The sequence below is a fragment of the Rhodobacter sp. CZR27 genome (genome assembly GCF_002407205.1).
Taxonomy (GTDB): domain Bacteria; phylum Pseudomonadota; class Alphaproteobacteria; order Rhodobacterales; family Rhodobacteraceae; genus Cereibacter_A.
In genome coordinates this window covers 1,834,907-1,859,457 of record NZ_CP023548.1, presented here as the reverse complement: position 1 = coordinate 1,859,457, position 24,551 = coordinate 1,834,907, and the positions used below count along the sequence as shown (strand labels likewise).

Annotated in this window: 24 protein-coding genes and 2 tRNA genes; 15 read left to right on the top strand and 11 right to left on the bottom strand. The window is 68.3% G+C overall.

All coding sequences use genetic code 11. The annotated features are described in order from the left end of the window. Positions 1 to 29 precede the first annotated feature (29 nt). A complete protein-coding gene (locus CK951_RS09015) occupies positions 30 to 713 on the top strand; it encodes a hypothetical protein (protein WP_096785826.1) in 684 nt (227 codons plus the stop codon). A gap of 223 nt (positions 714 to 936) precedes the next feature. Here the strand turns inward: CK951_RS09015 and CK951_RS09010 are convergent, their stop codons facing one another. The 5 genes from CK951_RS09010 to CK951_RS08990 all read right to left on the bottom strand — a co-directional run bounded on the left by CK951_RS09010 (position 937) and on the right by CK951_RS08990 (position 6,262). Next, positions 937 to 2,244 carry a VWA-like domain-containing protein gene (locus CK951_RS09010; protein ID WP_096785825.1) on the bottom strand — a complete coding sequence of 436 codons (1,308 nt, stop codon included), beginning with the start codon at positions 2,242 to 2,244 and terminating at the stop codon, positions 937 to 939. After that, complete coding sequence (locus CK951_RS09005) at positions 2,241 to 3,359, bottom strand: ATP-binding protein (protein ID WP_096785824.1); 1,119 nt, start codon at positions 3,357 to 3,359, stop codon at positions 2,241 to 2,243. The genes CK951_RS09010 and CK951_RS09005 overlap by 4 nt, the downstream gene beginning before the upstream one ends. A 416-nt stretch (positions 3,360 to 3,775) precedes the next feature. After that, on the bottom strand, positions 3,776 to 4,300 hold the full coding sequence (locus CK951_RS09000; RefSeq protein WP_096785823.1) for a hypothetical protein: 525 nt from the start codon (positions 4,298 to 4,300) through the stop codon (positions 3,776 to 3,778). A 145-nt stretch (positions 4,301 to 4,445) separates the two neighbouring features. After that, positions 4,446 to 5,855, bottom strand: coding sequence for a type I glutamate--ammonia ligase (gene glnA / locus CK951_RS08995; RefSeq protein ID WP_096785822.1), 1,410 nt, complete (start codon positions 5,853 to 5,855; stop codon positions 4,446 to 4,448). A gap of 68 nt (positions 5,856 to 5,923) precedes the next feature. Next, positions 5,924 to 6,262: a P-II family nitrogen regulator gene (locus CK951_RS08990; protein ID WP_096785821.1), complete on the bottom strand. Its 339-nt coding sequence runs from the start codon at positions 6,260 to 6,262 to the stop codon at positions 5,924 to 5,926. Positions 6,263 to 6,434: 172 nt separating this feature from the next. On the opposite strand from CK951_RS08990, the gene CK951_RS21980 reads away from it, so the two are divergent. Next, positions 6,435 to 7,103, top strand: a complete 669-nt coding sequence (locus tag CK951_RS21980) for an NAD(P)H-hydrate epimerase (protein WP_325175720.1) — start codon at positions 6,435 to 6,437, stop codon at positions 7,101 to 7,103. Further along, complete coding sequence (locus tag CK951_RS21975; RefSeq protein WP_096785819.1) at positions 7,100 to 7,945, top strand: NAD(P)H-hydrate dehydratase; 846 nt, start codon at positions 7,100 to 7,102, stop codon at positions 7,943 to 7,945. Before CK951_RS21980 ends, CK951_RS21975 begins: the two co-directional genes overlap by 4 nt. Positions 7,946 to 7,949: 4 nt before the next feature. On the opposite strand, the gene CK951_RS08975 is transcribed toward CK951_RS21975, so the two are convergent. Then, entirely contained in the window at positions 7,950 to 8,426 is a 477-nt protein-coding gene (locus tag CK951_RS08975; RefSeq protein WP_096785818.1) for a Hint domain-containing protein, read from the bottom strand. 188 nt (positions 8,427 to 8,614) lie between these two features. On the opposite strand from CK951_RS08975, the gene CK951_RS08970 reads away from it, so the two are divergent. Further along, a tRNA-Leu gene (locus CK951_RS08970) sits at positions 8,615 to 8,699 on the top strand. 23 nt (positions 8,700 to 8,722) lie between these two features. After that, on the top strand, positions 8,723 to 10,057 hold the full coding sequence (tig, locus tag CK951_RS08965) for a trigger factor (RefSeq protein WP_096785817.1): 1,335 nt from the start codon (positions 8,723 to 8,725) through the stop codon (positions 10,055 to 10,057). Positions 10,058 to 10,376: 319 nt separating this feature from the next. On the opposite strand, the gene rplI is transcribed toward tig, so the two are convergent. The 3 genes from rplI to rpsF are packed head-to-tail and all read right to left on the bottom strand — an operon-like array spanning position 10,377 to position 11,614. Further along, complete coding sequence (gene rplI / locus CK951_RS08960; RefSeq protein WP_096785816.1) at positions 10,377 to 10,946, bottom strand: 50S ribosomal protein L9; 570 nt, start codon at positions 10,944 to 10,946, stop codon at positions 10,377 to 10,379. A gap of 12 nt (positions 10,947 to 10,958) precedes the next feature. Beyond that, complete coding sequence (gene rpsR / locus CK951_RS08955) at positions 10,959 to 11,186, bottom strand: 30S ribosomal protein S18 (protein ID WP_002720283.1); 228 nt, start codon at positions 11,184 to 11,186, stop codon at positions 10,959 to 10,961. A 20-nt stretch (positions 11,187 to 11,206) separates the two neighbouring features. Continuing rightward, complete coding sequence (gene rpsF, locus CK951_RS08950) at positions 11,207 to 11,614, bottom strand: 30S ribosomal protein S6 (protein ID WP_096785815.1); 408 nt, start codon at positions 11,612 to 11,614, stop codon at positions 11,207 to 11,209. Positions 11,615 to 11,810: 196 nt separating this feature from the next. Between rpsF and CK951_RS08945 the strand changes: the two genes are divergently transcribed. The 4 genes from CK951_RS08945 (at position 11,811) to pgi (ending at position 15,982) form a co-directional block, all read left to right on the top strand. Next, positions 11,811 to 11,884 (top strand) — tRNA-Cys (locus tag CK951_RS08945). A 311-nt stretch (positions 11,885 to 12,195) separates the two neighbouring features. After that, positions 12,196 to 13,647 (top strand): glucose-6-phosphate dehydrogenase, encoded by a 1,452-nt coding sequence (zwf, locus tag CK951_RS08940; protein ID WP_096785814.1) that lies wholly within the window; start codon positions 12,196 to 12,198, stop codon positions 13,645 to 13,647. Positions 13,648 to 13,695: 48 nt separating this feature from the next. Then, entirely contained in the window at positions 13,696 to 14,367 is a 672-nt protein-coding gene (gene pgl / locus CK951_RS08935; protein ID WP_096785813.1) for a 6-phosphogluconolactonase, read from the top strand. 13 nt (positions 14,368 to 14,380) lie between these two features. After that, positions 14,381 to 15,982 carry a glucose-6-phosphate isomerase gene (gene pgi / locus CK951_RS08930; protein ID WP_096785812.1) on the top strand — a complete coding sequence of 534 codons (1,602 nt, stop codon included), beginning with the start codon at positions 14,381 to 14,383 and terminating at the stop codon, positions 15,980 to 15,982. Between the two features lie 156 nt (positions 15,983 to 16,138). Here pgi and CK951_RS08925 read toward each other — a convergent pair whose 3' ends face one another. Then, a complete protein-coding gene (locus CK951_RS08925; RefSeq protein ID WP_096785811.1) occupies positions 16,139 to 16,486 on the bottom strand; it encodes a RidA family protein in 348 nt (115 codons plus the stop codon). Positions 16,487 to 16,763: 277 nt separating this feature from the next. Between CK951_RS08925 and CK951_RS08920 the strand changes: the two genes are divergently transcribed. Continuing rightward, positions 16,764 to 18,020 carry a sorbosone dehydrogenase family protein gene (locus CK951_RS08920; RefSeq protein WP_096785810.1) on the top strand — a complete coding sequence of 419 codons (1,257 nt, stop codon included), beginning with the start codon at positions 16,764 to 16,766 and terminating at the stop codon, positions 18,018 to 18,020. Next, the gene (locus tag CK951_RS08915) at positions 18,017 to 18,598 is read left to right on the top strand and encodes a c-type cytochrome (protein ID WP_096785809.1); all 582 of its coding nucleotides are present in this window, start codon (positions 18,017 to 18,019) and stop codon (positions 18,596 to 18,598) included. The genes CK951_RS08920 and CK951_RS08915 overlap by 4 nt, the downstream gene beginning before the upstream one ends. A 22-nt stretch (positions 18,599 to 18,620) precedes the next feature. On the opposite strand, the gene CK951_RS08910 is transcribed toward CK951_RS08915, so the two are convergent. Further along, positions 18,621 to 19,634, bottom strand: a complete 1,014-nt coding sequence (locus tag CK951_RS08910) for a LacI family DNA-binding transcriptional regulator (protein ID WP_096785808.1) — start codon at positions 19,632 to 19,634, stop codon at positions 18,621 to 18,623. A gap of 148 nt (positions 19,635 to 19,782) precedes the next feature. On the opposite strand from CK951_RS08910, the gene CK951_RS08905 reads away from it, so the two are divergent. From CK951_RS08905 to CK951_RS08890, 4 genes are all read left to right on the top strand, one after another. Then, positions 19,783 to 20,706, top strand: a complete 924-nt coding sequence (locus tag CK951_RS08905; protein ID WP_096785807.1) for a TIM barrel protein — start codon at positions 19,783 to 19,785, stop codon at positions 20,704 to 20,706. Between the two features lie 9 nt (positions 20,707 to 20,715). Further along, the gene (locus tag CK951_RS08900; protein ID WP_096785806.1) at positions 20,716 to 21,879 is read left to right on the top strand and encodes a Gfo/Idh/MocA family protein; all 1,164 of its coding nucleotides are present in this window, start codon (positions 20,716 to 20,718) and stop codon (positions 21,877 to 21,879) included. 36 nt (positions 21,880 to 21,915) lie between these two features. After that, on the top strand, positions 21,916 to 22,860 hold the full coding sequence (locus CK951_RS08895) for a sugar ABC transporter substrate-binding protein (RefSeq protein ID WP_096785805.1): 945 nt from the start codon (positions 21,916 to 21,918) through the stop codon (positions 22,858 to 22,860). Positions 22,861 to 22,992: 132 nt separating this feature from the next. After that, positions 22,993 to 24,531 carry a sugar ABC transporter ATP-binding protein gene (locus CK951_RS08890; protein WP_096785804.1) on the top strand — a complete coding sequence of 513 codons (1,539 nt, stop codon included), beginning with the start codon at positions 22,993 to 22,995 and terminating at the stop codon, positions 24,529 to 24,531. Positions 24,532 to 24,551 lie beyond the last annotated feature (20 nt).

The following is a 24,551-nucleotide window of genomic DNA, read 5'->3' as shown; positions in this document are numbered from 1 at the left end:
ACATTGAGAGGGCAACAGGCAGGTTGGACATGATCTTCGTACTGGCACCCTCCACCATCTTCAATCGCTGGACGCTCAAGGCGCGCCGGCTTCCCCGACTGATGCTGGCCGAGGCCCAACGGCCTCTGCCCCGGCGGCTCATGCTGTCCTCGGCCTTCTGGCGGATGGCGGCCGAATCGCCCATGCTGCGCAATGCCGCCGTGATCGCGCCGATTCCCGCCGCGGTCCTTGTGGCGCCGGATCTGGTGACGGCGTCGCTGGGCCTGTCGCCGGCGCTGCTGTTCCTGATGCTGTTCGCCGAGGGCAATCTTGTCCCGGTGCGGGCGCGCAAGGGCGAGGCGGAGGAGGCCGAGCGCGTGCTTGACCTGCTGCGCACGCGAGGGCGCGCGGTGCTGACCCGCATTGCCGCCAGCCGCGGCGTGGCGAAGGGCAAGCTGACGCTCGTGGTCGAACAGTCGAGCCTCGCGCGGCTGCCGCCGATCACCCTTGTCTCGGTGCACAGCGCCAGCGACAACGCGGTGATCGACCTGAGCCGGGACGAACAGAGGATGCTGCGCGAGGGCCTCTTTGCCGAAGGGCTGGACGAAGCCATGCTGTTGCGGGTGAACCTCGTGCAGAAGACGCCGGTGCGCGAGGTATCTCTGGAGGCTGGCAGCATCTCGGCCCATGCGCGTCTCGCGGGAATGGCGCGCAGGGTGAAGGAACCCGCCTGACGTTTCGATGACACGAAAGGCCGTCGGCATTCTGCCGACGGCCTTTCGTATTATCAGCTGGGGGAGCGTCTGGTGCTGGCATTGTATTTCACGGCCGGTCGGTGCTTGTGCCTTGAGCGGTCTGCGTAAACCCGGTGCGCGACGCAAGCCCGTGAGCTTCGATTGGCGCAGCTGGCAGCCGTATCGCGCAACGAACACTTCAACGGAAAACTTTTGCGCTCGTCTACCGCGCGAGGCTGATCACCTTGCCGAAGGGCGGAGGCGGAGCGGTTTCCTGCGGGATCGCCCAGATCACGGGCACCTTCGGTCGGGGCCCGCAGGGGCCGTCGAGGTCGGTGAGCATGACGATCACCGAGGGGTCCAGTTCCATTGCCTTGGCGATGACTGGGCCGAAATCGGTCCCACCGCCGCGGGCGAAGGTCACGCGCTGGATCTCGGATTCCCAGGCGATTCCCTGCATCCGGGTATGGCCGGTGACGACGGTATCGAACGCCAGAACGTGCACCTCGGCGCCGGTGCGGCGCCCGATGCCCGCGACCTGCGCCGCGAACAGCGACAGGCGCGCATTGTCGATGGAGGTCGAGGTGTCGATCGCCACTGCCACCCGTGCCCGGTTCCGGTCGGGGCGCCGCGCGGGCTGGAAGGCGGGCTGGAACCGCCCCTCGATTGCGGCGGCGCTGTCGGCGGCCAGCCAGCGTTTCGCGGGGGTGCCCCAGTCGGGACGCGGGACATGGGTCACCGCCTTCGAGATCATCCGGCGCAGCAGGCGCTCCCACGGAGGCATGCCGATCTGGGGCAGGTCAAGCAGCCGGTGCGAGAGCGTCCCGATCCCGCGCCCGGCCGAGCGTCCGGCCTCCATCGCCCGCGCGATCCGCTCCTGCCACTCGGAGGCGTCAGGCGACTCGTCCTCGTCGCCCTCGACCGGGCCGGGGGCAGGCTCAAGGTCCGAACCGAACCCCTTCTGCTTCGCGAAGTCGCGCGCAGCCTGCGCGGGATCGGGGCGCGCTTCGCTCGGGTCGCGGCCCTTGCCCTTGCCGTCCCCGCCGCCGTTGCCCTTGCCCGAGCGGTTCGACTCCGTCATCAGCCGGACATAAAGCCCCTCGGCGTCCCAGCGGCTGGTCTGCGTGTCCTCGGGCAGGGCCGCCTTCAGGAGGTCGGGCAGCAGGACCGCGGGGCGCGGGATGCAGTGGCCGGCCTCGACAAGCGTCTGGTTCAGGATCGCGTCGCAGGCGATGTTGAACAGCTCGTCGTCGTAGCGGTCGCCGAAGCGGCTGTGCATGGCCTGGGCGCGCGGCCCGTGGCGCAGCGCGAGATGCAGCACCTGATGCGCCGCGAGGCCCACCTGTTCATGCGCCGCCAGCAATTCGAAGCCCGGGCCGTAGAAGATCGAGCGGCCGTCCGTCCAGGCGGCCATGTCGCGCGCGTCACTGTCGCGATGGGCGCACCAGAGCGCCAGCGCGCCAAGCGCCGGATCCTCCTCGGACAGCCGGCGCAGCGCGGCGCCGGCGCGGCGCGTGTGGCGGGCGCTCATTCCAGCCCCAGCGCCTGCCGTTCGCTGGCATAGGCGGCATAGGCCGGATGGCACAGGAAGTCTTCGGCAAGGCCCTGCTCCAGCCCGCGGCGGATCGCCATCTCGAAGCCGTGCGTGCAGAGTTCGGCCAGCGGCATCCGGCCGAAGGCGCAATCGGTGCGGTGCAGGTCGAGCGTGCGGATCCCGGCCATGACGTCGATCACCGGTGCCGCCGTCTGCGGCCCGAGCGCCCCCACGAGGCCGTAGATCAGGGCGTGCAGCCCGTGCATCGAATCCGGATAGAGGCTGATCCGCTCGTGCGGGGCGGCGTTCAGAAGCCGCTCGACCGAGACCGAGGTCTCGATGTCATCGGCCACCAGCATGAACTCGGCGGCGATCGCCTCGCCCACGGTGCCCGCCACCATGATCCGGCGCAGGGCACGATCCGTCACAGCTCCCATGATGCGGCTGACGCGCTCCCAGCTGCGCGGCGTGGTCGAGATCATCAGGCCGCGGTCGAGCGCCTCGGCCGTGGTTTCCAGCAGGTCCGGCCGCATGCGGATGAAGGCAAGCACGGCGGGGTGCAGTGTCTTCGGAATGGCGTAGTTTTCCAGCCAGTCCGAGGCCGAGGCGCGGACCTGAAGGTGGATCAGCCGGTCCGAGAGCGCGGTCCCCATTTCGTAGGCCACGGCGCCGTCCTCAATCATGTTGCCGGCGGCGACCACGAAGACGTTGTCGGGAAGGTGGTGGGGTCCCACGCGACGCTCCAGCAGCAGGCCATAGACGGCGGGATGCAGGTGCGGCGGCGCGGCAGTCAGTTCATCGAGGAACAGCAGTGCCGGCTTGTCGGGATCGTCGGGAAGATCCTCGGGGCGATACCACATCGTCTTGCGCGTCGCGTGGTCGTAATAGGGCAAGCCGCGCAGGTCCTGGCTTTCGATGGTGGTAAGGCGCAGGTCGTAGAGCCGGGCTGCCTGTTCCCCGGCAAGCTGGCGAACGATCTCGGTCTTTCCCACGCCGGGGCGTCCGTGCAGCATCCATGAGGTTGTCAGGGCGCCGGCGCGCTGTGCAGCCCATCCCTCGCGCAGAACCTTGAGAGCCTGGCCGGCCGAAACGTCCACGGTATTTACGGTCATTACTGTTCCTTTCACTTCCGACGTCAAGGAACCGCCTCGGCCCGATCACCCGGACCGGCGGCGGGGACTCAATCGGGCCGACTAGGCACGCAGTTGTTCAAGATGATCTGGAGCGGAAAGTTCCAAAGTCATGCGCGCAAATGTCGCATTGACGTGTCTGATTTTGGAAGATGACGAAATCGCCACGTGCGGACGCGAAGGCGCAGAATCAATGCGGTCCGCGCATGCCCGTGGTCGCGCCTGCGGCGGCGGAAGCCTACCTGCCTTGATCTAGACCTGCGGCCGCGCGTTTCAATCGACGCGATGGGGCGGGGGCTGCGCATTGAACCGCTGGCGTCCCTGCGCGCAGGTCGCATTGCCCGGGAACCTCTCGCCCCGCGGACCGCATGGCAGCGCCCGACAGCGCGGCGGAAAGGCTAGGGCGGGCCGGCCGCTTCGCAGAGGGGGGCGCCTGCCTGACGAAGCGCCGCGCGCAGCCGTGCGAGAGCGGCCGCCCGCCCCGCCGTGGCGCTGCAGGGGGAAAGGTCGGTCAGCCGCTCCACCATCTCGTCGCGACGCTCGGGCGTCATGGCGCCATCGAGCCGCTGCCACAGCACAAGGTCGGCTGGCCAGCGGGTCTCGACGCATTCCACGATCGTCCGGCAGAACGGTCCGGCCCGGCGAAGCAGCGGACTTCCGGTCGCGCCGTTCGAAATCGGTCCGACCGAGACGGTCAGGCAGGCAGCATGGTCAGGCGAGGGACAGCCGCCGAGGCCCAGCAGGATTCGTGCCCCTTCGAGGTCGATCATCGCGACGTCGTCACAATCCCACTGCAGCACCGGCCGCTTCGCTCGGCCGCGCAGCAGCGCGCGGTGCAGCCCGGTGATGAAGCCCGGGAAGCCGATGCCTGGCCGCTCGACAAACAGAAGCTGCGCGATCACGCTGGCCGTTGCGGGTGTCATGAGGATTCTCCTCTGCCGATGCCGTCTTCGCGGACCGTGGGAGAGGACTTCGGCAGGAGTGGGCACGAATTGCGGCCTTGGCGAGACGCCTCGGCAAGAAAAAAGGGCGCCCGGAGGCGCCCTTTCCTGTCCCTCGCCGCCTTGATCAGCAGCTGTAGTACATCTGGTATTCGACCGGGTGCGGCGTGTGCTCGTAGGCATAGACCTCTTCCCACTTCAGCGCGATGTAGCCATCGAGCTGGTCGCGGGTGAAGACGTCGCCGGCCAGCAGGAAGTCGTGGTCCTTTTCCAGCTCCTCGAGCGCCTCGCGCAGCGAGCCGCAGACGGTCGGGATTTCGGCCAGTTCTTCCGGCGGCAGGTCGTAGAGGTCCTTGTCCGAGGCCGGGCCCGGATCGATCTTGTTCTTGATGCCGTCGAGGCCGGCCATCAGCAGCGCCGCGAAGGCGAGATAGGGGTTCGCCGACGGATCGGGGAAGCGGGCTTCGACGCGCTTGGCCTTCGGCGACTCGGTCCACGGAATACGGACGCAGCCCGAGCGGTTGCGGGCGGAGTAGGCGCGCAGAACCGGGGCCTCGAAGCCGGGGATCAGGCGCTTGTAGCTGTTGGTCGCCGGGTTGGTCAGCGCGTTCAGCGCCTTGGCGTGCTTCAGGATGCCGCCGATGAACCACAGGGCTTCCTGCGAAAGGTCGGCATACTTGTCGCCCGCGAAGAGCGGCTTGCCGTCCTTCCAGATCGACATGTTGACGTGCATGCCCGAGCCGTTGTCGCCCTTCATGGGCTTCGGCATGAAGGTCACGGTCTTGCCATAGGCGGCCGCGACGTTCTGGATGACATACTTGTACTTCAGGATGTTGTCGGCCTGCTCGGTGAGCCCGCCGAAGATCAGCCCGAGTTCGTGCTGGCAGGTCGCCACTTCGTGGTGGTGCTTGTCGACCTTCATGCCCATGCGCTTCATGGTCGAGAGCATCTCGCCGCGCAGGTCCTGGGCCTCGTCGATCGGGTTCACCGGGAAGTAGCCGCCCTTGTGGCCGGCACGGTGGGCGAGGTTGCCCATCTCGTATTCCGAGTCGGTGTTCCAGGCCGCGGCATCGGCGTCGATCTGGTAGGCCACCTTCGCCGGCGTCACCGAGTAGCGCACGTCGTCGAAGATGAAGAATTCGGCTTCCGGCCCGAAGTAGGCGGCGTCACCGATGCCGGAGGCCTTCAGGTAGGCTTCGGCCTTCAGCGCGGTGCCGCGCGGGTCGCGCGAGTAGGGCTCGCCCGTGTCCGGCTCGACGACGTTGCAGTGCACGCACATCGTCTTTTCGGCATAGAACGGGTCGATGTAGACCGAGCCCGCATCCGGGATCAGCTTCATGTCCGACTGGTCGATCGACTTCCAGCCCGCGATGGACGAGCCGTCGAACATGAAGCCTTCCTCGAAGAAGTCCTCGTCGACGAGATCGGCCACCAGCGTCACGTGCTGGAGCTTGCCGCGCGGGTCGGTGAAGCGGATGTCGACGTATTCGACCTCCTCGTCTTTCATCAGTTTCAGAGCATCAGCTACTTTGCTCATTGTCTTCCCTTTGCTGAAGGATCGCTGTCGAAGGGCCGGTTCTGCCGCGCCGGCCCCGGTCTCGGGGGTCAGATCGCGTCTTCGCCGGTCTCGCCGGTGCGGATGCGGATGGCCTGCTCGACGGGGCTGACGAAGATCTTGCCGTCGCCGATCTTGTCGGTGCGGGCGGCCGCGATGATCGCCTCGACGGCGGCATCGACCATGTCATCGGCCAGAACCACCTCGATCTTCACCTTTGGCAGGAAATCGACGACATACTCGGCCCCGCGATAGAGCTCGGTGTGGCCCTTCTGGCGGCCGAAGCCCTTGACCTCGGTCACCGAAAGTCCCTGCACGCCAGCGGCCTGCAGCGCCTCCTTCACTTCGTCGAGCTTGAACGGCTTGATGATCGCCTCGATCTTCTTCATGGCTCGACTCCCCCACTTGCCTTGTCCGAAAGCCACTGATCACTTCTCGCCTGCGGGGACAATTGGCTAGGATCGGAGGCGGCGGCGGAGCCGGGGGAATCTCGTCGCGCCGGCTAGATTTTAGGCAAGCCGCTCGAAATGGCGGCGGGAAAAGAACGCTACGAGGCGGGAAATGGTCCAACTTGTCACATCTGCCCAAATGCGCGCCATCGAGGCGACGGCGATGAACGCCGGACGGACGACCGGGCTGGAGTTGATGGAGCGTGCCGGCGCGGCGGTGGTCGAGGCCGTGGCCGACGAGTGGCCCGAGCTGTCGGGACCCGCCTCCGCCGTGGTGCTCTGCGGGCCGGGCAACAACGGCGGCGACGGCTTCGTGGTGGCGCGCCTCCTGCGCGAGCGTGGCTGGAGCGTGACGGTCTTCGCGATCGGCTGGGAGGCGCTGATGCTGCCGGGCCTGCCGCCGCGGGCGGGCGACGCCTGGACCAATGCCGTGCGCTGGCGTCAGGGCGGCGGCGACATTGCCATGCCGACCCCCGAGGCGGTAGCCCGCGCGGCGGCAGAGGCACGGCTGGTGGTGGATGCGCTGCTCGGCATCGGCCAGTATCGCAGCGCCGAGGGGATGCTGCAGCCGTTCCGCCCGCTCTGGCGGCAGGGCAAGGCGCGGCTTGTGGCGGTCGACATCCCCACTGGCTGGAACTGCGACAGCGGCGAGGCGCTCGCAACGGAACCCTTCCCGGCCGAACTGATCGTGACCTTCCACGCCGAGAAGCCGGTCCATGCCGCCCTCCGCGCATCGGGCGCGAGGGTCGTGGTGGCCGACATCGGCCTTGCCGCGCCATGACCCTGCGCGAGATCGGCGCCGGGCCTGTGGCCGAGCGGCTGCGCAAGCGCGAGGAGCAGCACAAGTATCACCACGGCCATGCGCTGGTCGTGTCGGGCCCGCCCGGCCATGGCGGTGCGGCCCGGCTTGCCGCACGGGCGGCGCTGCGGGTCGGCGCGGGCCTCGTGACGCTTGGCTGTCCGCGTGCGGCGGTGGCCGAGCATGCCGCCCGGCTCGATGCGATCATGGTGCGCGCCCTCGATGCGGCCGAGGATCTGGACCGCCTGCTCGAGGATCGCCGGTTCTCGGCGCTCTGCCTCGGTCCGGGCCTGGGGTTCGAGCCGGTGCGGGCCGAATTGGTGGCCGCGGCGCTGGCCTCGGGCCGGCCGCTGGTCCTTGATGCGGATGCGCTGACGCTGGTTTCGCGGGACGCCATCCTGTTCGACCGCCTGCATCCGGCCTGCGTCCTGACCCCCCATGCGGGGGAGTTCGCGCGGCTCTTTCCGGATCTTGCGGCGGCGGAGGAGTTGACGGCGCGGGTCGATGCCTGCCACGCGGCGGCCGGGCGCGCGGGCTGCACCGTGCTGCTGAAGGGCGCCGAGACCGTGATCGCCTCGCCCGGCGAGGTGGCCGTCAACCGGGCGACCGGCGCGCGCGCCGCGCCCTGGCTGGCCACGGCCGGCGCGGGGGATGTGCTGGCGGGGCTGATCGCCGGTCTGCTCGCCCGCGGCCTCACACCCTTCGAGGCGGCGGAAACCGGCGCCTGGCTGCATGTCGAGGCGGCCCGCGCCTTCGGCCCGGGCCTCATCGCCGAGGATCTGCCCGAGGCGCTGCCGGGCGTCTTCCGGGCGCTCGGCCTGTGACGGGTCAGCCGTGGGCGGGGGTGACCTCGGGCAGGGTCACGCACTGCAGTGCGCCGGCGTAGATCGCGGCGGGCGAGTCGAAGCCCAGCGTCACGAGGCGGATTTCGGCGATGCGGACGATCCGGTTCAGGCGCCCGTCGGCGATGCGGACGGCCGGCACCGTGACCGGATCGCGGCGATAGACGAGATCCGCCCGCTCGCCGGACAGGCGCAGGGGCTGGTCCGGCGGCAGCAGCACCGGCGCGCCCGGCTGGCCATGCGCCATCGTTCCGGCGCCGATGCGCAGCATCTCCACGTCGCGGAGCACGAAGGTCTCGATCCGGACCAGCCGGATGGCCCCGGATCGCCCCACCAGCCGGTCCCCGGCCGCAAGGCTGCCCGCGGCCACGACGCCCCGCAGCGTCAGGACCTCCGCCCCGGCCTCGAGGCGCACGAGATGCAGCAGTCGGGACGCGGGCCTGCTCCGGGTGGTGGCGTTCATGCTCGGCTCTCGTCTCCGCTTCCGCTGCGCGACGGAGGCTCGCCTTCAGGTGGCGCATTTCTAAGGCGAAGACGGGAAAGTTCGTGGCGAAGACGGGGCAGGGCGCATGCTTTTCCTCTCGCATCGGGTGCGGCGCTTTGCTAGAAGGGCGCGGATTTTCGGGGCGCATCGCCGGTGCGGCCCCGAAGGCGGGTGTGGCGGAACTGGCAGACGCACCAGATTTAGGTTCTGGCGCCGCAAGGCGTGGGGGTTCAAGTCCCTTCACCCGCACCAGAGGAACAGAAGGACGGGAAAAGATGCAGGTCACCGAGACCCTGAAGGAAGGTCTGAAGCGCGCGTACACCATCACGGTGACCGCTGCCGAACTGGACGCTAAGGTCCAGGAAAAGCTGGTCGAGGCGCAGCCCGACATCGAGATGAAGGGCTTCCGCAAGGGCAAGGTTCCGCTGCCGATGCTGCGCAAGCAGTTCGGCGCGCGGCTGCTCGGCGACGCGATGCAGGACGCCATCGACGGCGCCATGCGCAACCATCTCGAGACCTCGGGCGACCGCCCGGCGATGCAGCCGGAAGTCCGGATGCTCGATGGCGAGACCTGGAAGGAAGGCAACGACGTCGTCGTCGAGATGAGCTACGAGGCCCTGCCGGAGATCCCGGAGGTCGACACCGCCTCGATCACGCTGGAGCGTCTGGTGGTCAAGGCCGACGAGGCCGCCATCGACGAGGCGCTGAAGAACCTCGCCGAGTCGTCGAAGAACTTCGAGGACCGCCGCAAGGGCTCGAAGGCCAAGGAAGGCGATCAGGTCGTGATCGACTTCAAGGGCTCGGTCGATGGCGAGCTGTTCGAGGGCGGCTCGGCCGAGGATTATCCGCTTGTCCTGGGCTCGGGCTCGTTCATCCCGGGCTTCGAGGAGCAGCTGGTCGGCGCCAAGGTCGACGAGGAAGTGGTGGTCAAGGTCGCCTTCCCGGCGGAATACGGCGCCAAGCACCTTGCCGGCAAGGATGCCGAGTTCGCCTGCACGGTGAAGGCGGTGAAGGCGCCGAAACCGGCCGAGATCGATGACGAGCTGGCGAAGAAATTCGGCGCCGAGGATCTGGCCGGGCTGAAGGCCCAGATCGCCGAGCGGCTGGAAGCGGAATACAAGGGCGCCGCCCGCGCCGTGCTGAAGCGCGCGCTGCTCGATGCGCTGGACGCACGCGTGAGCTTCGAGCTGCCCTCCAAGCTGCTCGAGGCCGAGACGGCGCAGATCGCGCACCAGCTCTGGCACGAGGAGCACCCCGAGGAGCACGGCCACAACCACGGCCATATCGAGCCGACCGACGAGCACAAGGCGCTCGCCGCCCGCCGCGTGCGGCTGGGCCTGCTGCTGGCCGAGATCGGCCGCAAGGCCGAGGTGACGGTGACCGATGCCGAGATGACCCAGGCGGTGCTCGCCCAGGCCCGTCAGTATCCGGGGCAGGAACGCGCCTATTTCGAGTTCGTGCAGAAGAACCCGCAGATCCAGCAGCAGCTGCGCGCGCCGATCTTCGAGGACAAGGTCGTGGACCTCATCCTGTCCGGCGCGACTGTGACGGAAAAGGAAGTCGGCAAGGCCGATCTCGAGAAGGCGATCGAGGCCCTCGACGAGATGTGATCCATTCGCGCTTCGCGAATGACAGGGCCGCCCTCGGGGCGGCCCTTTGCATTGTGCCATCGGGACGAGAAGGCCCGGCCGGGGCACGCGCGACTGTCGGATGCCGTTGGGACGTTCTGGTCCAGCCCGGGGCACGTCCGACTGTCAGTGTCCCGTCGCGGCGTGCAGGCCCAACCGGGGCACGTTCGACCGGCATCGTGCCGTCGGGACGTGCAGGCCCCGCCGGAGCACATTCGATCGTCAGTGTCCCGAACGTGCCGCTCATGAAAAAAAACCGCGCCGGAGATCCGGCGCGGTTTCAGAAGGCGGTCGGGGAAGATTACTCTTCCTGCGAGGCGGCGCCGATCTCGTCGAACAGTTCCGCGATCTCGAAATCCGCGGCGGCTTCCGCCTCGGCCGCGAGTTCCTGGATCGACTTGCCCGAGGCCTGAAGTTCGGCCTCTTCCGGCGAACGGGCGACGTTCAGCGTGATCTTCACCGCGACTTCCGGGTGCAGCGTCACGGTGACGGTGTGCAGGCCCAGTTCCTTGATCGGACGATCAAGGATGACCTGGCCGCGGCCAACGGTGAAGCCCGCGGCGGTGGCCGCGTCGGCGGCGTCGCGCGTGGTGACCGAGCCGTAGAGCGCGCCGGCGTCCGACGCCGAGCGGATCACTACGAAGCTCTGGCCGTCGAGCTTCTCGGCGACGGCGGCGGCCTCTTTCTTCGTCTCGAGGTTCTGCGCCTCGAGCTGGGCCTTGCGGGCCTCGAACGACTTGATGTTCGAATCGTTGGCGCGCAGCGCCTTGCCCTGCGGCAGCAGGTAGTTGCGGGCGTAACCGTCCTTGACGTTCACGACCTCGCCCATCTGGCCGAGCTTGGCCACGCGCTGGAGAAGGATGACTTGCATGGGATCAGCTCCTCACTTCACGGCGTAGGGGAGCAGGGCGAGGAACCGGGCGCGCTTGATGGCGGCGGCGAGTTCACGCTGCTTCTTGGCCGAGACGGCGGTGATGCGCGACGGGACGATCTTGCCGCGCTCAGAGATGTAGCGCTGGAGCAGACGGGTGTCCTTGTAGTCGATCGCGGGGGCATTGTCGCCCGAGAACGGGCAAACCTTGCGGCGACGGAAGAAGGGTTTGTTGGCCATGGGATGTCTCCTCTACTCGATCAGCGACGGAAGCCGCCGCGGTCGCCGCGATCGCCGCGGTCGCCACGGTCGGGACGGTCGCCCCGGTCGCCGCGCTCACGCTCGTCGCGCTTCTGCATCTGGATCGAGGGGCCTTCGGGGTGCTTGTCGACCTTGATGGTCAGGACGCGCATCACGTCGTCATGCAGCCGCATCAGGCGCTCCATTTCCTGCACGGCGGCCGAGGGCGCGTCCGACTTCAGGAAGGCATAGTGACCCTTGCGGTTCTTGTTGATCTTGTAGGCCATCGTCTTGACGCCCCAGTACTCGCGATCGACGACCTTGCCGCCGTTGTCCGCGAGGACGGTCGAGAAGTGTTCGATGAGCCCTTCGGCCTGCGCGTTGGACAGGTCCTGACGCGCGATGAAGACATGCTCGTAAAGCGGCATGCGGTCTCCAGTTCTGTCGGGCGCATTTCATAGGTCGGACCGATCCTTCCGCGGTCCGTCCACGAGAGTCTGCGCCGGTTCGCATGAGTGCGGAAGGATGGGGCCTTATAGCGGTCTCGTCGCCGCGCGCAAGCACGAAGGCATCGCGAAGTGCCTTGACGCGGGCTGCCGCAGCCACTAGACGAAACGCGCTCTCGGCGGGTTGGCGGAGAGGTTACGCAGCGGATTGCAAATCCGTGAAGACCGGTTCGATTCCGGTACCCGCCTCCAGAGCACTTCCTCAAAATTCTCCGGCTCCGGGCTGGCGCCAAAGCTGCCTGATCGCTCCGGTATTCCGTTGTGTGGCGTCCGAGGGCTTGCGCTCTCTCGCAGGGCATCGCCTTGGCAAGGATCGATGCTGCATCCGGTGGCAGGTGGCCGCTTCCGGGAAGCGGAGCGAACCTTTTTTGTCGCGCTCGGGGCAGAACCGTGAATACCATGCCTTGCCTCCGGGGTCGGGGGCCGGTCGGCCGGCGCTGGACTTGGCCTCCGTCTGCCGCTAGAAGAAGGCCCGTTAGCGCTAACAGATGCGGAGAGAGCCCATGGTTTCGCGAGTCATCCCGGTGGACACCTTCGATCTGGTCATCTTCGGCGGCACCGGCGACCTCGCGCGGCGGAAGATCCTGCCGGGGCTCTACCGGCGCTTCCTCGGCGGGCAGATGCCGCCGGAAAGCCGCATCATCGCCGCCGCGCGTTCCGAGATGGACGCCGAGACCTTCCGCGGTCAGGTCCGCGCCGCGCTGGAGGAGTTCGTCCCCGCGGCCCGTCGCGACGAGGCGGTGATCGCCGCCTTCCTCGAGCGGATCCTCTATGTCGCCATCGACGCCACCGGCACCTCGGGCTGGGCGCAACTGAAGGAGATGATGCGCCCGGACGTCGTGCGCGCCTTCTACTTCTCGGTCGCGCCGTCGCTGTTCGGCGCGCTGGCCGAGCGCCTGCACGAGCACGACATCGCGGGATCGCAGAGCCGCATCGTGGTCGAGAAGCCCTTCGGGCGCGACCTCGCCTCGGCCCGGGCCCTCAATGCGGTGCTGGCCCAGCATTTCTCGGAAGAGCAGATCTACCGGATCGACCATTACCTTGGTAAGGAGACGGTGCAGAACCTGATGGCGGTGCGCTTCGCCAACATCCTGTTCGAGCCGCTGTGGAAGGCGCAATACATCGACCATGTGCAGATCACCGTGGCCGAGACGGTGGGCGTGGGCGGCCGCGGCGCCTATTACGATACCTCGGGCGCGATGCGGGACATGGTGCAGAACCACATGATGCAGCTGCTCTGCCTGATCGCGATGGAGCCGCCCTATCACTTCGACCCCAACGCCGTGCGCGACGAGAAGCTGAAGGTGATCCGCGCGCTCGACCCGGTGCCGCCCGAGGACATCGTGCGGGGGCAATACCTCGCCGGGAGCGGGCAGGAGGGCTATCTCAGCCATTCGGGAAATCCGCAGAGCCGCACCGAAAGCTACATCGCCATGAAGGTGCATATCTCGAACTGGCGCTGGAAGGGCACGCCCTTCTACCTGCGCACCGGCAAGCGGCTGCGCGCGCGGACCTCCGAGATCGCCATCACCTTCCGCGAGCCGCCACATTCGATCTTCGACGATGCCGAGGACTGGCGCGAGAACGTGCTGGTGATCCGGCTGCAGCCGAACGAGGGGATCAACCTCAAGGTGATGATCAAGGAGCCGGGGCCGGGCGGGATGCGGCTGACGCAGGTGCCGCTCGACATGTCCTTCGCCGAGGCCCTGGGCGAGAACGGCGAGGACATACCCGACGCCTACGAGCGGCTGATCATGGACGTGATCCGCGGCAACCAGACGCTGTTCATGCGCGGCGACGAGGTCGAGGCTGCCTGGGCCTGGGTCGATCCGATCATCGCCTCGTGGGAGCGGCGCGGCGACCGGCCCTGCACCTACGAGCCGGGAACCTCGGGGCCCGAGGATGCGCTGATGCTGATGCACCGCGACGGGCGGCGCTGGCGCGAGATCCGGTAAGGGCGGCTGCCGCGCCGGCGCGCGACCTGTCACGCGAGGAGACCTTACATGAAATTCGTCGAATACCCTGACCGCGAGTTCCTGATGCTCTCGCTGGCCAACACGATCGCCGGGGAACTGGCCGATTTCCTGCGCCGCGAGGATCACGCCAGCCTCTGCGTGCCCGGCGGCACCACGCCGGGGCCGATGTTCGACACGCTCTCGGGGGTGGATATCGACTGGTCGAAGGTCACGGTGTTCCTGAACGACGAGCGTTGGGTGCCCGAGACCAGCCCGCGCTCGAACACGCGCCTGCTGCGCGAGCGGCTGCTGACCGGGCCGGCGGCGGCGGCGAACTATCTGCCGCTGCGCGCCGATACCGAGACGCCGGAAGAGGCGCTCGAGGGGCTGGCCGAGGCGATCCGGCCGCATCTGCCGATCTCGGTGCTGCTGCTGGGCATGGGCGACGACATGCATACGGCCTCGCTCTTTCCCGGGGCGGACCGGCTGGAGGAGTCGCTGTCGGACAACGCGCCGCTTCTGATGGCGCTGCGGGCGGAGGCCGCGGGCGAGCCGCGCATCACGCTGACGGCGCCGGCGCTGAAGGGGGCGCTGGCGATCCATGTGCTGATCGTGGGCGCGGCAAAGCGTGCCGCGCTGGAGCGGGCGCAGGGGTTGACGCCGAAGGAAGCCCCGATCAAGGCTTTGCTCGCGAATGCGACGGTGCACTGGGCGGAATAGTGGACGGAACGGAATGAAGCAGATCTGGCAGGCGCTGAAGGCGCATCAGCAGGCGGTCGACCACCGCGCGATCCTCGATTTGTTCGCGGACCCGCGGCGGGCCGAGGCCTTCTCGACGCGCTTCGGCGACATGCTCTTCGACTGGTCGAAGACCAACATCGACCACACGGCGCGCGACCTGCTGGTCGATCTGGCCGGTGCCGCGGGCGTGGCCGAGAAGCGCGACGCGATGTTCGCCGGCCGGAAGATCAACGAGACCGAGGGCAGGGCGGTGCTGCATACTGCCTTGCGCAACATGGACACGCCCGTCTTCGTGGACGGCACCGATGTCACGCCCGCGCTGCGCGAGACCCATGCCCGGATGCAGGCCTTCGCCCGCGACGTGCGCGAGGGGCGGTTCACGGGGCAGGGCGGCGCGATCACCGATGTGGTGAACATCGGCATCGGCGGCTCGGACCTCGGGCCGGCGATGGCCTGTCTGGCGCTCGCGCCCTATGCCGACGGGCCGCGATGCCATTTCGTCTCGAACGTGGATGGGGCCCATGCCGCGGATATCCTGCGGGGCCTCGACCCCGCGACCACGCTGGTGATCGTCGCCTCGAAGACCTTCACGACCATCGAGACCATGACCAACGCCGAAACCGTCCGGCGCTGGATGGCCGCGAAGGTCGCGACCCCCGCCGAGCAGTTCGCCGCCGTCTCAACCGCAGCCGACAAGACCGCGGCCTTCGGCATCGACGCGTCGCGCGTCTTCGGCTTCGAGGACTGGGTGGGCGGGCGCTATTCGATGTGGGGGCCGATCGGGCTCTCGCTGATGATCGCCATCGGCCCGGAGGCCTTCGACGAGTTCCTTGCCGGTGGGGCGGCGATGGACCGCCACTTCCGCGAGGCGCCGTTCCGCGAGAACCTGCCGGTGATGCTCGCGCTCGTCGGCATCTGGCACAATCAGGTCTGCGGCCATGCGACCCGGGCCGTCCTGCCCTATGACCAGCGGCTTGCGCGGCTGCCGGCCTATCTCCAGCAGCTCGAGATGGAATCGAACGGCAAGCGGGTCGCGATGGATGGGCACGATCTGGCGCTGCATTCCGGACCGGTGGTCTGGGGCGAGCCGGGGACGAACGGCCAGCACGCCTTCTACCAGCTGATCCATCAGGGCACCCGGATCGTGCCCTGCGAATTCCTCGTCGCCCGCGAGGGGCACGAGCCCGACCTTGCGCACCAGCACCTTCTGCTGGTCGCCAACTGCCTCGCCCAGTCCGAGGCGCTGCTGCGCGGCCGCAGCCTTGACGAGGCGCGGGCGATCATGGCTCGGAAGGGCCTGACGGGCAGCGAGCTGGAGCGGCAGGCGCGGCACCGGGTCTTCCCCGGCAACCGCCCCTCGACCACGCTGGCCTATCCGAAGCTGACGCCTGCGGTGCTGGGCCAGATCATCGCGCTCTACGAGCATCGGGTGTTCGTGGAAGGCGTGATCCTTGGCATCAACTCCTACGACCAGTGGGGCGTGGAGCTTGGCAAGGAACTGGCGCTGGCGCTGCAGCCGATGCTGGAGGGCCGGGCGGCCGCCGCGGAAAAGGACGGCTCGACGCGGCAGCTGCTCGCCTATCTCGGCCGCTGACGGCGGCGACGCGCACGCCACGTTCCCCTCGGGCGCTGCGGGAGCATCGGCCCCGCCGCGCGCCGATCCGGCGGGTTCAGGGTTCGCCGCTCCGCCGGGGCGGCTCGGACTGGCGGGCGGCGGCTTCCGGTCGCAGGAGGGCCGCCGCCCGTCGCATCAGATCACCGCGGTGACGATGACTTCCACCCGGTAGTCGGGTGCTGCGAGCTTCGCCTCGCCGGTGGCCCGGGCCGGGGTATGGCCGGCGGGCACCCATTGATCCCAGACCGAGTTCATCTCGGCGAAGTCGGCGATGTCGGCCAGCCAGATCTGCGCCGAGACGATCCGCGTCTTGTCGGTGCCGGCCAGTGCGAGAAGCCGGTCGACCTCGGCAAGGCAGGTGCGGGTCTGGTCGGCCACGCTGTCGCCGGGCTTGCCGACCTGGCCGGCCAGCCAGACGATGCCGTTCGCGCTGACGGCCTGGCTCATGCGCGGGCCGCTCTCGATGCGGGTGATCTCGGTCATGGAAACCTCCTGAAATGACGCCCCCTGTTAGCCCAGACCACCAGGCGGGGGAAGGTGGCGGGACTGCCGCGGGCACGCCTTCCTTCCCCAAGGTCATGCGCCCGGGCACCGGGGGTGTCGGGCAATTTCCGTTGACAGACCGTCGAACCGGTCAGCTATCCTGACCGCGCGGCCACATTGGGAGGTGTAGCCGGTTCTTGCAGCACAGACCGCAGGCTGGCTGTCGCCCGCGGGGCGGCCGCGGCCCGGATGTGACGGTTCATCACGGGAGGAAGACATGAAGCGACTGACCTCGTCCATCGCGGCACTTTCCCTGTCCGCGGGACTGGCCCACGCGCAGGGTGCCGAGGTGCCGGACAATCTGGAGAAGCTGTCGAATTTCCAGAGCACCGGAAAGACCGAGTTCACCTTCGTCGAGCAGGGCGGCCCCTTCGCCGAGAGCATCCGCAAGACCCTCGAGCGGATCACCCTGCCGCCCGGCTTCCGTATCGGGCTATATGCGGTGGTGCCGGATGCCCGTCACATGGCAGTGGGCCCGCAGGGCATCGTGACCTTCGTGGGCACGCGGAAGGACAAGGTCTGGGCCGTCACCGACCGCAACAAGGACCGCGTGGCCGACGAGGTGAAGGACTTCGCGCCCTCGCTGAGCTTCGCCATTCCGAACGGGCCCTGCTTCTCGAAGGACGGCATCCTCTACATCGCCGAGCAGAACCGCGTCCTGCTGTTTCCTGCCGCCGAGTTCTACTATGAATCCGGCGATGTCGCGGCCTTCACGCTGGTGAAGCAGGGCGAGCTGATCCCGCCCGCGGAGGAGAGCTACAACCACACCGCGCGGGTCTGCGACGTGGGGCCGGACGGCATGCTCTACATCGCGCTCGGTCAGCCCTTCAACGTGCCCCCGCCCGAGAAGCGCGAGGTCTATGACAAATGGGGCATCGGCGGCATCGTGCGGATGAAGACCGACGGCACGGGCCGCGAGGTCTTCGCCCGCGGCATCCGCAACTCGGTCGGCATGGACATCCATCCCGAGACCGGCGAGGTCTGGTTCACCGACAACCAGGTGGACGGCATGGGCGACGACATCCCGCCGGGCGAGCTGAACCACGCGACGGCGCCGGGGCAGAACTTCGGCTTCCCGTGGTATGGCGGCGGCAGCGTCCGCACCAATGAATACAAGGACGAGGAGCCGCCGGCCGACACGGTGATGCCCGTGGTCGAGATGCAGGCCCATGCCGCCGACCTCGGCATGATGTTCTACACCGGGACCATGTTCCCCGAGGAATACCGGGGCGCGATCTTCTCGGCACAGCATGGCTCGTGGAACCGCACCACGCCGGTGGGCGCGCGCGTCATGGTGACGACGGTGGCCGAGGATGGCACGGCGACGGCGAAGCCCTTTGCCGAAGGGTGGATCGACGAGAACGGCGAGTATCTCGGGCGGCCCGTCGACGTGGCGCAGTTGCGCGACGGCTCGATCCTCGTCTCGGACGATCTGGTGGGTGCGATCTACCGCATCTGGTATGAGCCGGAATGAGGGCGGCGGCGCTTCTGGCGGGTCTCGTCGGGGCGCTGCTCGCGCCGGCGGGCCTGGCCCAGGACGGCGATCCGGCAGCGGGCAAGGTCGCAGCCGGGCTCTGCCGCACCTGCCACGGGTTGAACGGCTTTGCCAGGATCCCCATCGCGCCCCATATCGGCGGCGAGCATCCGTCCTATATCCGTCACCAGCTGACCGCCTTCCGCGAGGGGCAGCGGGTGCACGAGATCATGTCGGTGGTCGCCGCCTCGCTGACCGACGAGCAGATCGCCGATCTCGCGGCATGGTTCTCCTCGCAGACCATCCATGTCGCGCTGAAGCCCGGCCTTGGTCCCGGTGACGCGCCCGAGGCCTGCGCGCTCTGCCACGGTGCGGAGGGCGTGGCGGTGCTGGAGGACGCGCCCAACCTTGCCGGCGAAAGCGCGATCTACATCGAGACGCAGCTCAAGGCCTTCCGGACCGGCAGGCGGGTGCACGAGATCATGTCGCCGATCGCCGCGGACCTGACCGACGAGGAGATCCGCGCGGCTGCCGACTGGTATGCCGCAGTCAGGCTGACGATCGACCCGCCGCGCTAGGCAGCAGGGCCGGGCGTTCGGGTCAGGCGTTCTCGGGCATGAAGATCTGGATGTCGGTCGAGATCGAGGCAGGCAGGCCCGGCAGCCGGCCGTGCAGGCGGGCCATGGTCTCGACCGCCAGCCGTGCCTCGAGCAGCGGCTTCTGGTCGATCACCGCGCTGATCCGCCGCTCGCGCAGCAGCATCCGCCGGTTGGGCGTCAGTTCGTGCGTGATGATCTCCACGCGGTTCCGCCGGCCCATCCGCTCCAGTGTCTCGACGATGGCCAGCGCGCCGACCGACGTGTGGTAGATCCCGCGCAGGTCGGGGTCGTTGCGCATGGCGACCTCGGCCAGCCGCCCGGCGACGGCATGGTCCTCGCCGGTCTCGATCACCGTCACGAGGCGGCAGGCGGGATGATGCTCGGCCACCACCTCGCGAAAGCCCGCCTCGCGTGCGCGCTGGCCCGAGAAGTCCATGAGCCCCGCCATCATCATCACGCGTCCGCCCTCGGGTCCCAGAAGCCGCGCCATCAGGTCGCCCGCCACGCGGCCCGCCCGGTGGTCGTCGGGGCCGACATAGGCCGCACGCCCGCTGTCGGCGAGGTCGGTCGCCAGCGTGACCACCGGCACGCGCGCCGCAAGCTCACGGATGGCGGCGCAAAGGCCCGGCTCCTCGGCGCTGGAGATGATGAGCCCGTCGCAGATCCGGTCGAGCGAGCGGATCGCGGCCGCGATTCCGGCCGCGTCGCGCACGACGATGTGGCGGACCTGGAACTGCATGTTCAGGTCGTCGTGCAGGCGTGCCGCCAGATCGATCCCTTCGCGCAGCGCGGCGTGAAACGGGTTCTTCGGATGCTGGATCATCACCGCGATCCGCAGCGTGCGCGCCGGCCGGTGCCGCAGGGCGCGGTCGATGCCCAGACGGCGCGAGGCTGCCAGGATCTGCTCCTCCTTCCCGGGTCTTACCCCGCCGCGGCCATTGAGCACCCGATCGACGGTCGCGACCGAGACGCCTGCCTCGCGGGCCACATCCGTCATGCTCACCTTGCGCGCCATCCGGATCCTCCGCCGCCACCGCCGCACCGTTGATGGATTCCCCTCAAAACGATGCTTTATGGCGAGGCTACCCGGCGGTAATGCTTCAACGCAAGGGAGAGGGCCGCCAAGCCGAAGCGCCGGGCGCCTGCGAGCAAAATGGATCACAATGAGTATAACCATCACCACGGCGCCATGCTGCTGGGGCGTCGATGACGTGCGCAATCCGCACCTGCCGCCATGGCGGCGCGTGCTGGACGAGGCCGCGGCCGCGGGCTATGGCGGGCTGGAACTCGGCCCCTACGGCTATGTGCCGCTTGACGCGGCCACCGTCTCGGAAGCCCTGCACCGGCGCGGGCTGTTCATCGTGGCGGGCACGATCTTCGACGACCTCGTGTCGCTGGACAGGCGTGAAGACCTTCTTCGCCAGACAGACGGGATCTGCGCGCTGCTGACGGCCCTGCCTGCGCCGCCGACCGCCGCGGGCCAGCGCTTCCCGGCGCCTTACCTGACGGTGATGGACTGGGGCCACGACGAACGCGACTACGCCGCCGGCCATCCCGACCGCGCGCCGCGGCTGTCGGACGAGGCGTGGCAGGGCATGGTGGAGAACATCCGCGCCGTCGCCCGCCGCGCCCGGGACGGGTACGGCGTCCGTGCGGTGATCCATCCCCACGCCGGCGGCCATATCGAGTTCGAGGACGAGATCGGGCGCATCCTTGCGGATGTTCCGGCCACCGAGGCGGGACTGTGCCTCGACACCGGCCATGCCTGCTATTCCGGCATGGACCCGATGGAGATGCTGCGGCGTCACGCGGACCGGCTCGACTACATCCACTTCAAGGACATCGACCGCGCGGTCTTCGACCGGGTGATGGGCGAGCGCATCCGCTTCTTCGAGGCCTGCGCGCAGGGCGTCATGTGCCCGATCGGGCGCGGCGTCATCGACTATCCCGCGATCCGCCACCTGCTCTCGGACCTTGGCTACGAGGGCTTCATCACCGTCGAGCAGGAGCGCGACCCGCGGACTGCCTCAAGCAGCCTGAGCGACGTGAAGCAAAGCCGCGACTATCTGGCCAGCGTCGGTTTCTGAGGAAAGACAATGCTCTACGGCGACAGAAAGACGAAGGCGGCCCGGCGGTGGGCAATGGTGGGCGGCGGTCGCGGCAGCCAGATCGGCTATGTCCACCGCTGCGCCGCCCTGCGCGACCGGCACTTCGACCTCGTGGCGGGGGCCTTCGATCTGGACCCGGCGCGCGGCCGGGCATTCGGGGCGGATCTCGGCCTCGATCCGGCGCGGTGCCATGCGGACTGGCGCAGCCTGTTCGCCGATGAGGCCCGGCGCCCGGACGGCATCGACGCCGTCTCGATCGCCACCCCGAACAACACCCACTACGAGATCACCAGGGCGGCGCTGGAGCACGGCCTGCACGTGATCTGCGAGAAGCCGCTGTGCTTCACCGTGGCCGAGGCAGAAGACCTTCAGCGCCTTGCCGAGGAGCAGGGCCGGATCGTCGGCGTGACCTACGGCTATAGCGGCCATCAGGTGCTGGAACATGCCCGAGAGCTGGTGGCGGCGGGCGAGCTGGGCGAGATTCGGCTGGTGAACCTGCAGTTCGCGCATGGCTTCCACAACACCGCGGTCGAGCTGGAGAACCCGGCGGCGCGCTGGCGGGTCGATCCGCGCTTCGCCGGTCCTTCCTACGTGCTGGGCGATCTCGGCACCCATCCGCTCTACATCGCCGGGATGATCGCGCCCCAGCTGAAGATCCGCCGGCTGCTCTGCGCGCGGCAAAGCTTCGTGGCCAGCCGCACGCCGCTGGAGGACAACGCCGTGACGCTGATGGAATACGACAACGGCGCCTTCGGCACCGCCTGGTGCAGCGCGGTCAACGCCGGCGCCATGCACAGCCAGAAGGTTCGCATCGTGGGAGAAAGAGCCAGTCTCGAATGGTGGGACGAACGGCCGAACCAGCTCTCGTGGGAGGTGCAGGGCGAGCCGACCAAAATTCTCGAACGGGGAATGTCCTATCTGCATCCCGCGGCGCTTGCCGACGACCGGATCGGCACGGGCCACCCCGAGGGGCTCTTCGAGGCGTGGGCCAATCTCTACGACCGCTTCGCGCAGGCGATGGAGGCCGCGGACGAGGGCCGGCCCGCACCCGTGCACTATCCGGGCATCGCGGCGGGGGTGGAGGGCGTGCGCTGGGTGGAGGCCTGCGTCCGCTCGGCCGATCAGGGAGGGGTCTGGGTCGACTACCGCTGAATCCGCCGCACAGAGGTTCAACAAGGGAGGAAGACAATGAGGAAAACACTTCTGGGGATGACGCTCGCCGCGTCGCTCATGGGTTCGGTGGCACAGGCCGAGAACATCGGCGTGTCCATGGCGCTTTTCGATGACAACTTCCTGACCGTGCTGCGCAACGGCATGGAGGAATACGCGGCCAGTCTGCCCGACGTGACGCTGCAGATCGAGGACGCGCAGAACGACGTCGGCAAGCAGCTGAACCAGATCGAGAACTTCGTGGCCTCGGGCGTCAGCGCGATCATCGTGAACCCGGTGGATACCGATGCGACCACCGCCATGTCGCAGGCGGCGGCCAATGCGGGGATCCCGCTGGTCTATGTGAACCGCCAGCCGGTGAACCTCGACAGCCTGCCCGACAACCAGGCCTTCGTCGCCTCGGACGAGAAGGAGTCCGGCACTCTCGAGACGCAGGAGGTCTGCCGGCTGCTGAAGGAGCAGGGCAAGACCGAGGCGAAGGCCGTGGTCCTGATGGGCGAACTGTCGAACCAGGCGGCGCGGATGCGCACGCAGGACATCAAGGACGTGATCGCCACGCCCGAATGCAGCTTCATCACCATCGTCGAGGAGCAGACCGCCAACTGGTCCCGCACCCAGGGGGCGGACCTGATGACCAACTGGCTCTCGGCGGGCATCGAGTTCGACGCGGTGATCTCGAACAACGACGAGATGGCGCTGGGGGCGATCCAGGCGCTGAAGACCGCCGGCCGCGCAATGGACGATGTGGTCGTCGCGGGCGTCGATGCCACGCAGGACGCGCTGGCCGCGATGGCGGCGGGCGATCTCGACGTGACCGTGTTCCAGAACGCGGCCGGGCAGGGCAAGGGGGCGGTGGATGCCGCGCTGGCGCTGGCCCGCGGCGAGAAGGTCGAGAAGAGCGTGTTCGTGCCCTTCGAACTCGTCACGCCGGCGAACCTTTCGGAATACCAGGCGAAGAACTGACGATACCGCGGGGGGGGCGCCTGCCGCCCCCGACCGTCGGGCGCCCGTCACAGCCGACCATCGGGCGCGGGCGCCCGTGCCGACCATCGGGCGCGGGCGCCCGCCACCGCCGACCATCAGCGAGGTTCCGTCATGGTGAGACCGGCCACCGCCGCCGCCATCGAGCGCGTGAAGCGGCAGATCGAGGAGGAGGGCGTCCTTGTCATCGAGGGCATCCGCAAGGAGTTCCCCGGGGTCGTGGCGCTGGACGACGTGCGGCTCCGCGTCCGGCCCGGCACGGTCCACGCGCTGATGGGCGAGAACGGCGCGGGCAAGTCCACGCTGATGAAGATCATCGCCGGCGTCTACCAGCCCGACCGCGGCACGATCCGGCTGCGCGGCGAGGAGGTCACGCTGAAGTCGCCGCTCGACGCTCTGAGCCAGGGGATCGCCATGATCCACCAGGAACTCGCGCTGATGAACTGGATGACGGTGGCCGAGAACATCTGGATCGGGCGCGAGCCAAAGGGCCGCTTCGGCCTGATCGACCATGCGAGGATGGCCGAGCAGACCGAGGAGCTTTTCGCCCGGCTGAACATCCGCCTCGACCCGCGGGCGCAGGTCTCGGATCTGACCGTGGCGCAGAAGCAGATGGTCGAGATCGCCAAGGCCGTCAGCTTCGAGAGCGATGTGCTGATCATGGACGAGCCGACCTCGGCCCTGACCGACCGCGAGGTGGAGCATCTCTTCGCCATCATCCGCGACCTGCGCGCCCGCGGCATCGGCATTGTCTACATCACCCACAAGATGAACGAGCTGTTCGAGATCGCCGACGAGTTCACCGTCTTCCGCGACGGGAAATACATCGGCACCCATGCCTCGAAGGACGTCACCCGCGACGACATCATCCGCATGATGGTGGGCCGCGAGATCACCAACATGTTCCCCAAGATCGATTGCCCGATCGGCGAACCGATCCTCGAGGTCGCGAACCTGACGCTGCCGGGCGTCTTCCATGACATCTCGTTCACGCTGCGCAGGGGCGAGATCCTGGGGCTGGCGGGGCTGGTGGGATCGAAACGCTCGAACGTGGCCGAGGCCTTGTTCGGGGTTCATCCGGCGGCCTCCGGCGAGATCCGGATCGACGGCCGCGTGGTCAGGATCGACAGCCCGGCGGCCGCGATGTCGCATGGCATGGCGTTCCTCACCGAGGACCGCAAGGAAAGCGGCTGCTTCCTGATCCTCGACTGTCTGGAGAACATCCAGTCGGCGCTGATCACCCGCAGCCATGTGAAAGCCGGGTTCATCGAGCAGAAGGAGGTGACGCGGCTGGCGGCCGATATGGCGGCGAAGCTGCGCATCAAGACGCCCGACCTGCAGGAGCGGGTGGAAAACCTTTCCGGCGGTAACCAGCAGAAGCTTCTGATCGCGCGCTGGCTGCTGACGAAGCCGCGCATCCTGATCCTCGACGAGCCGACGCGCGGCATCGACGTGGGCGCCAAGGCCGAGATCCACCGCCTGATTACCGGCCTCGCGGCCGAAGGGGTGGCGGTGCTGATGATCTCGTCGGAGCTGCCGGAAGTTCTGGGGATGAGCGACCGGATCATGGTCATGCACGAGGGGCACGTCTCGGGTTTCCTCGACCGCGCCGAGGCCGATCAGGTCAGGATCATGGATCTTGCGGCCCGCTAGCGGCGGCAAAGGGAGGATGG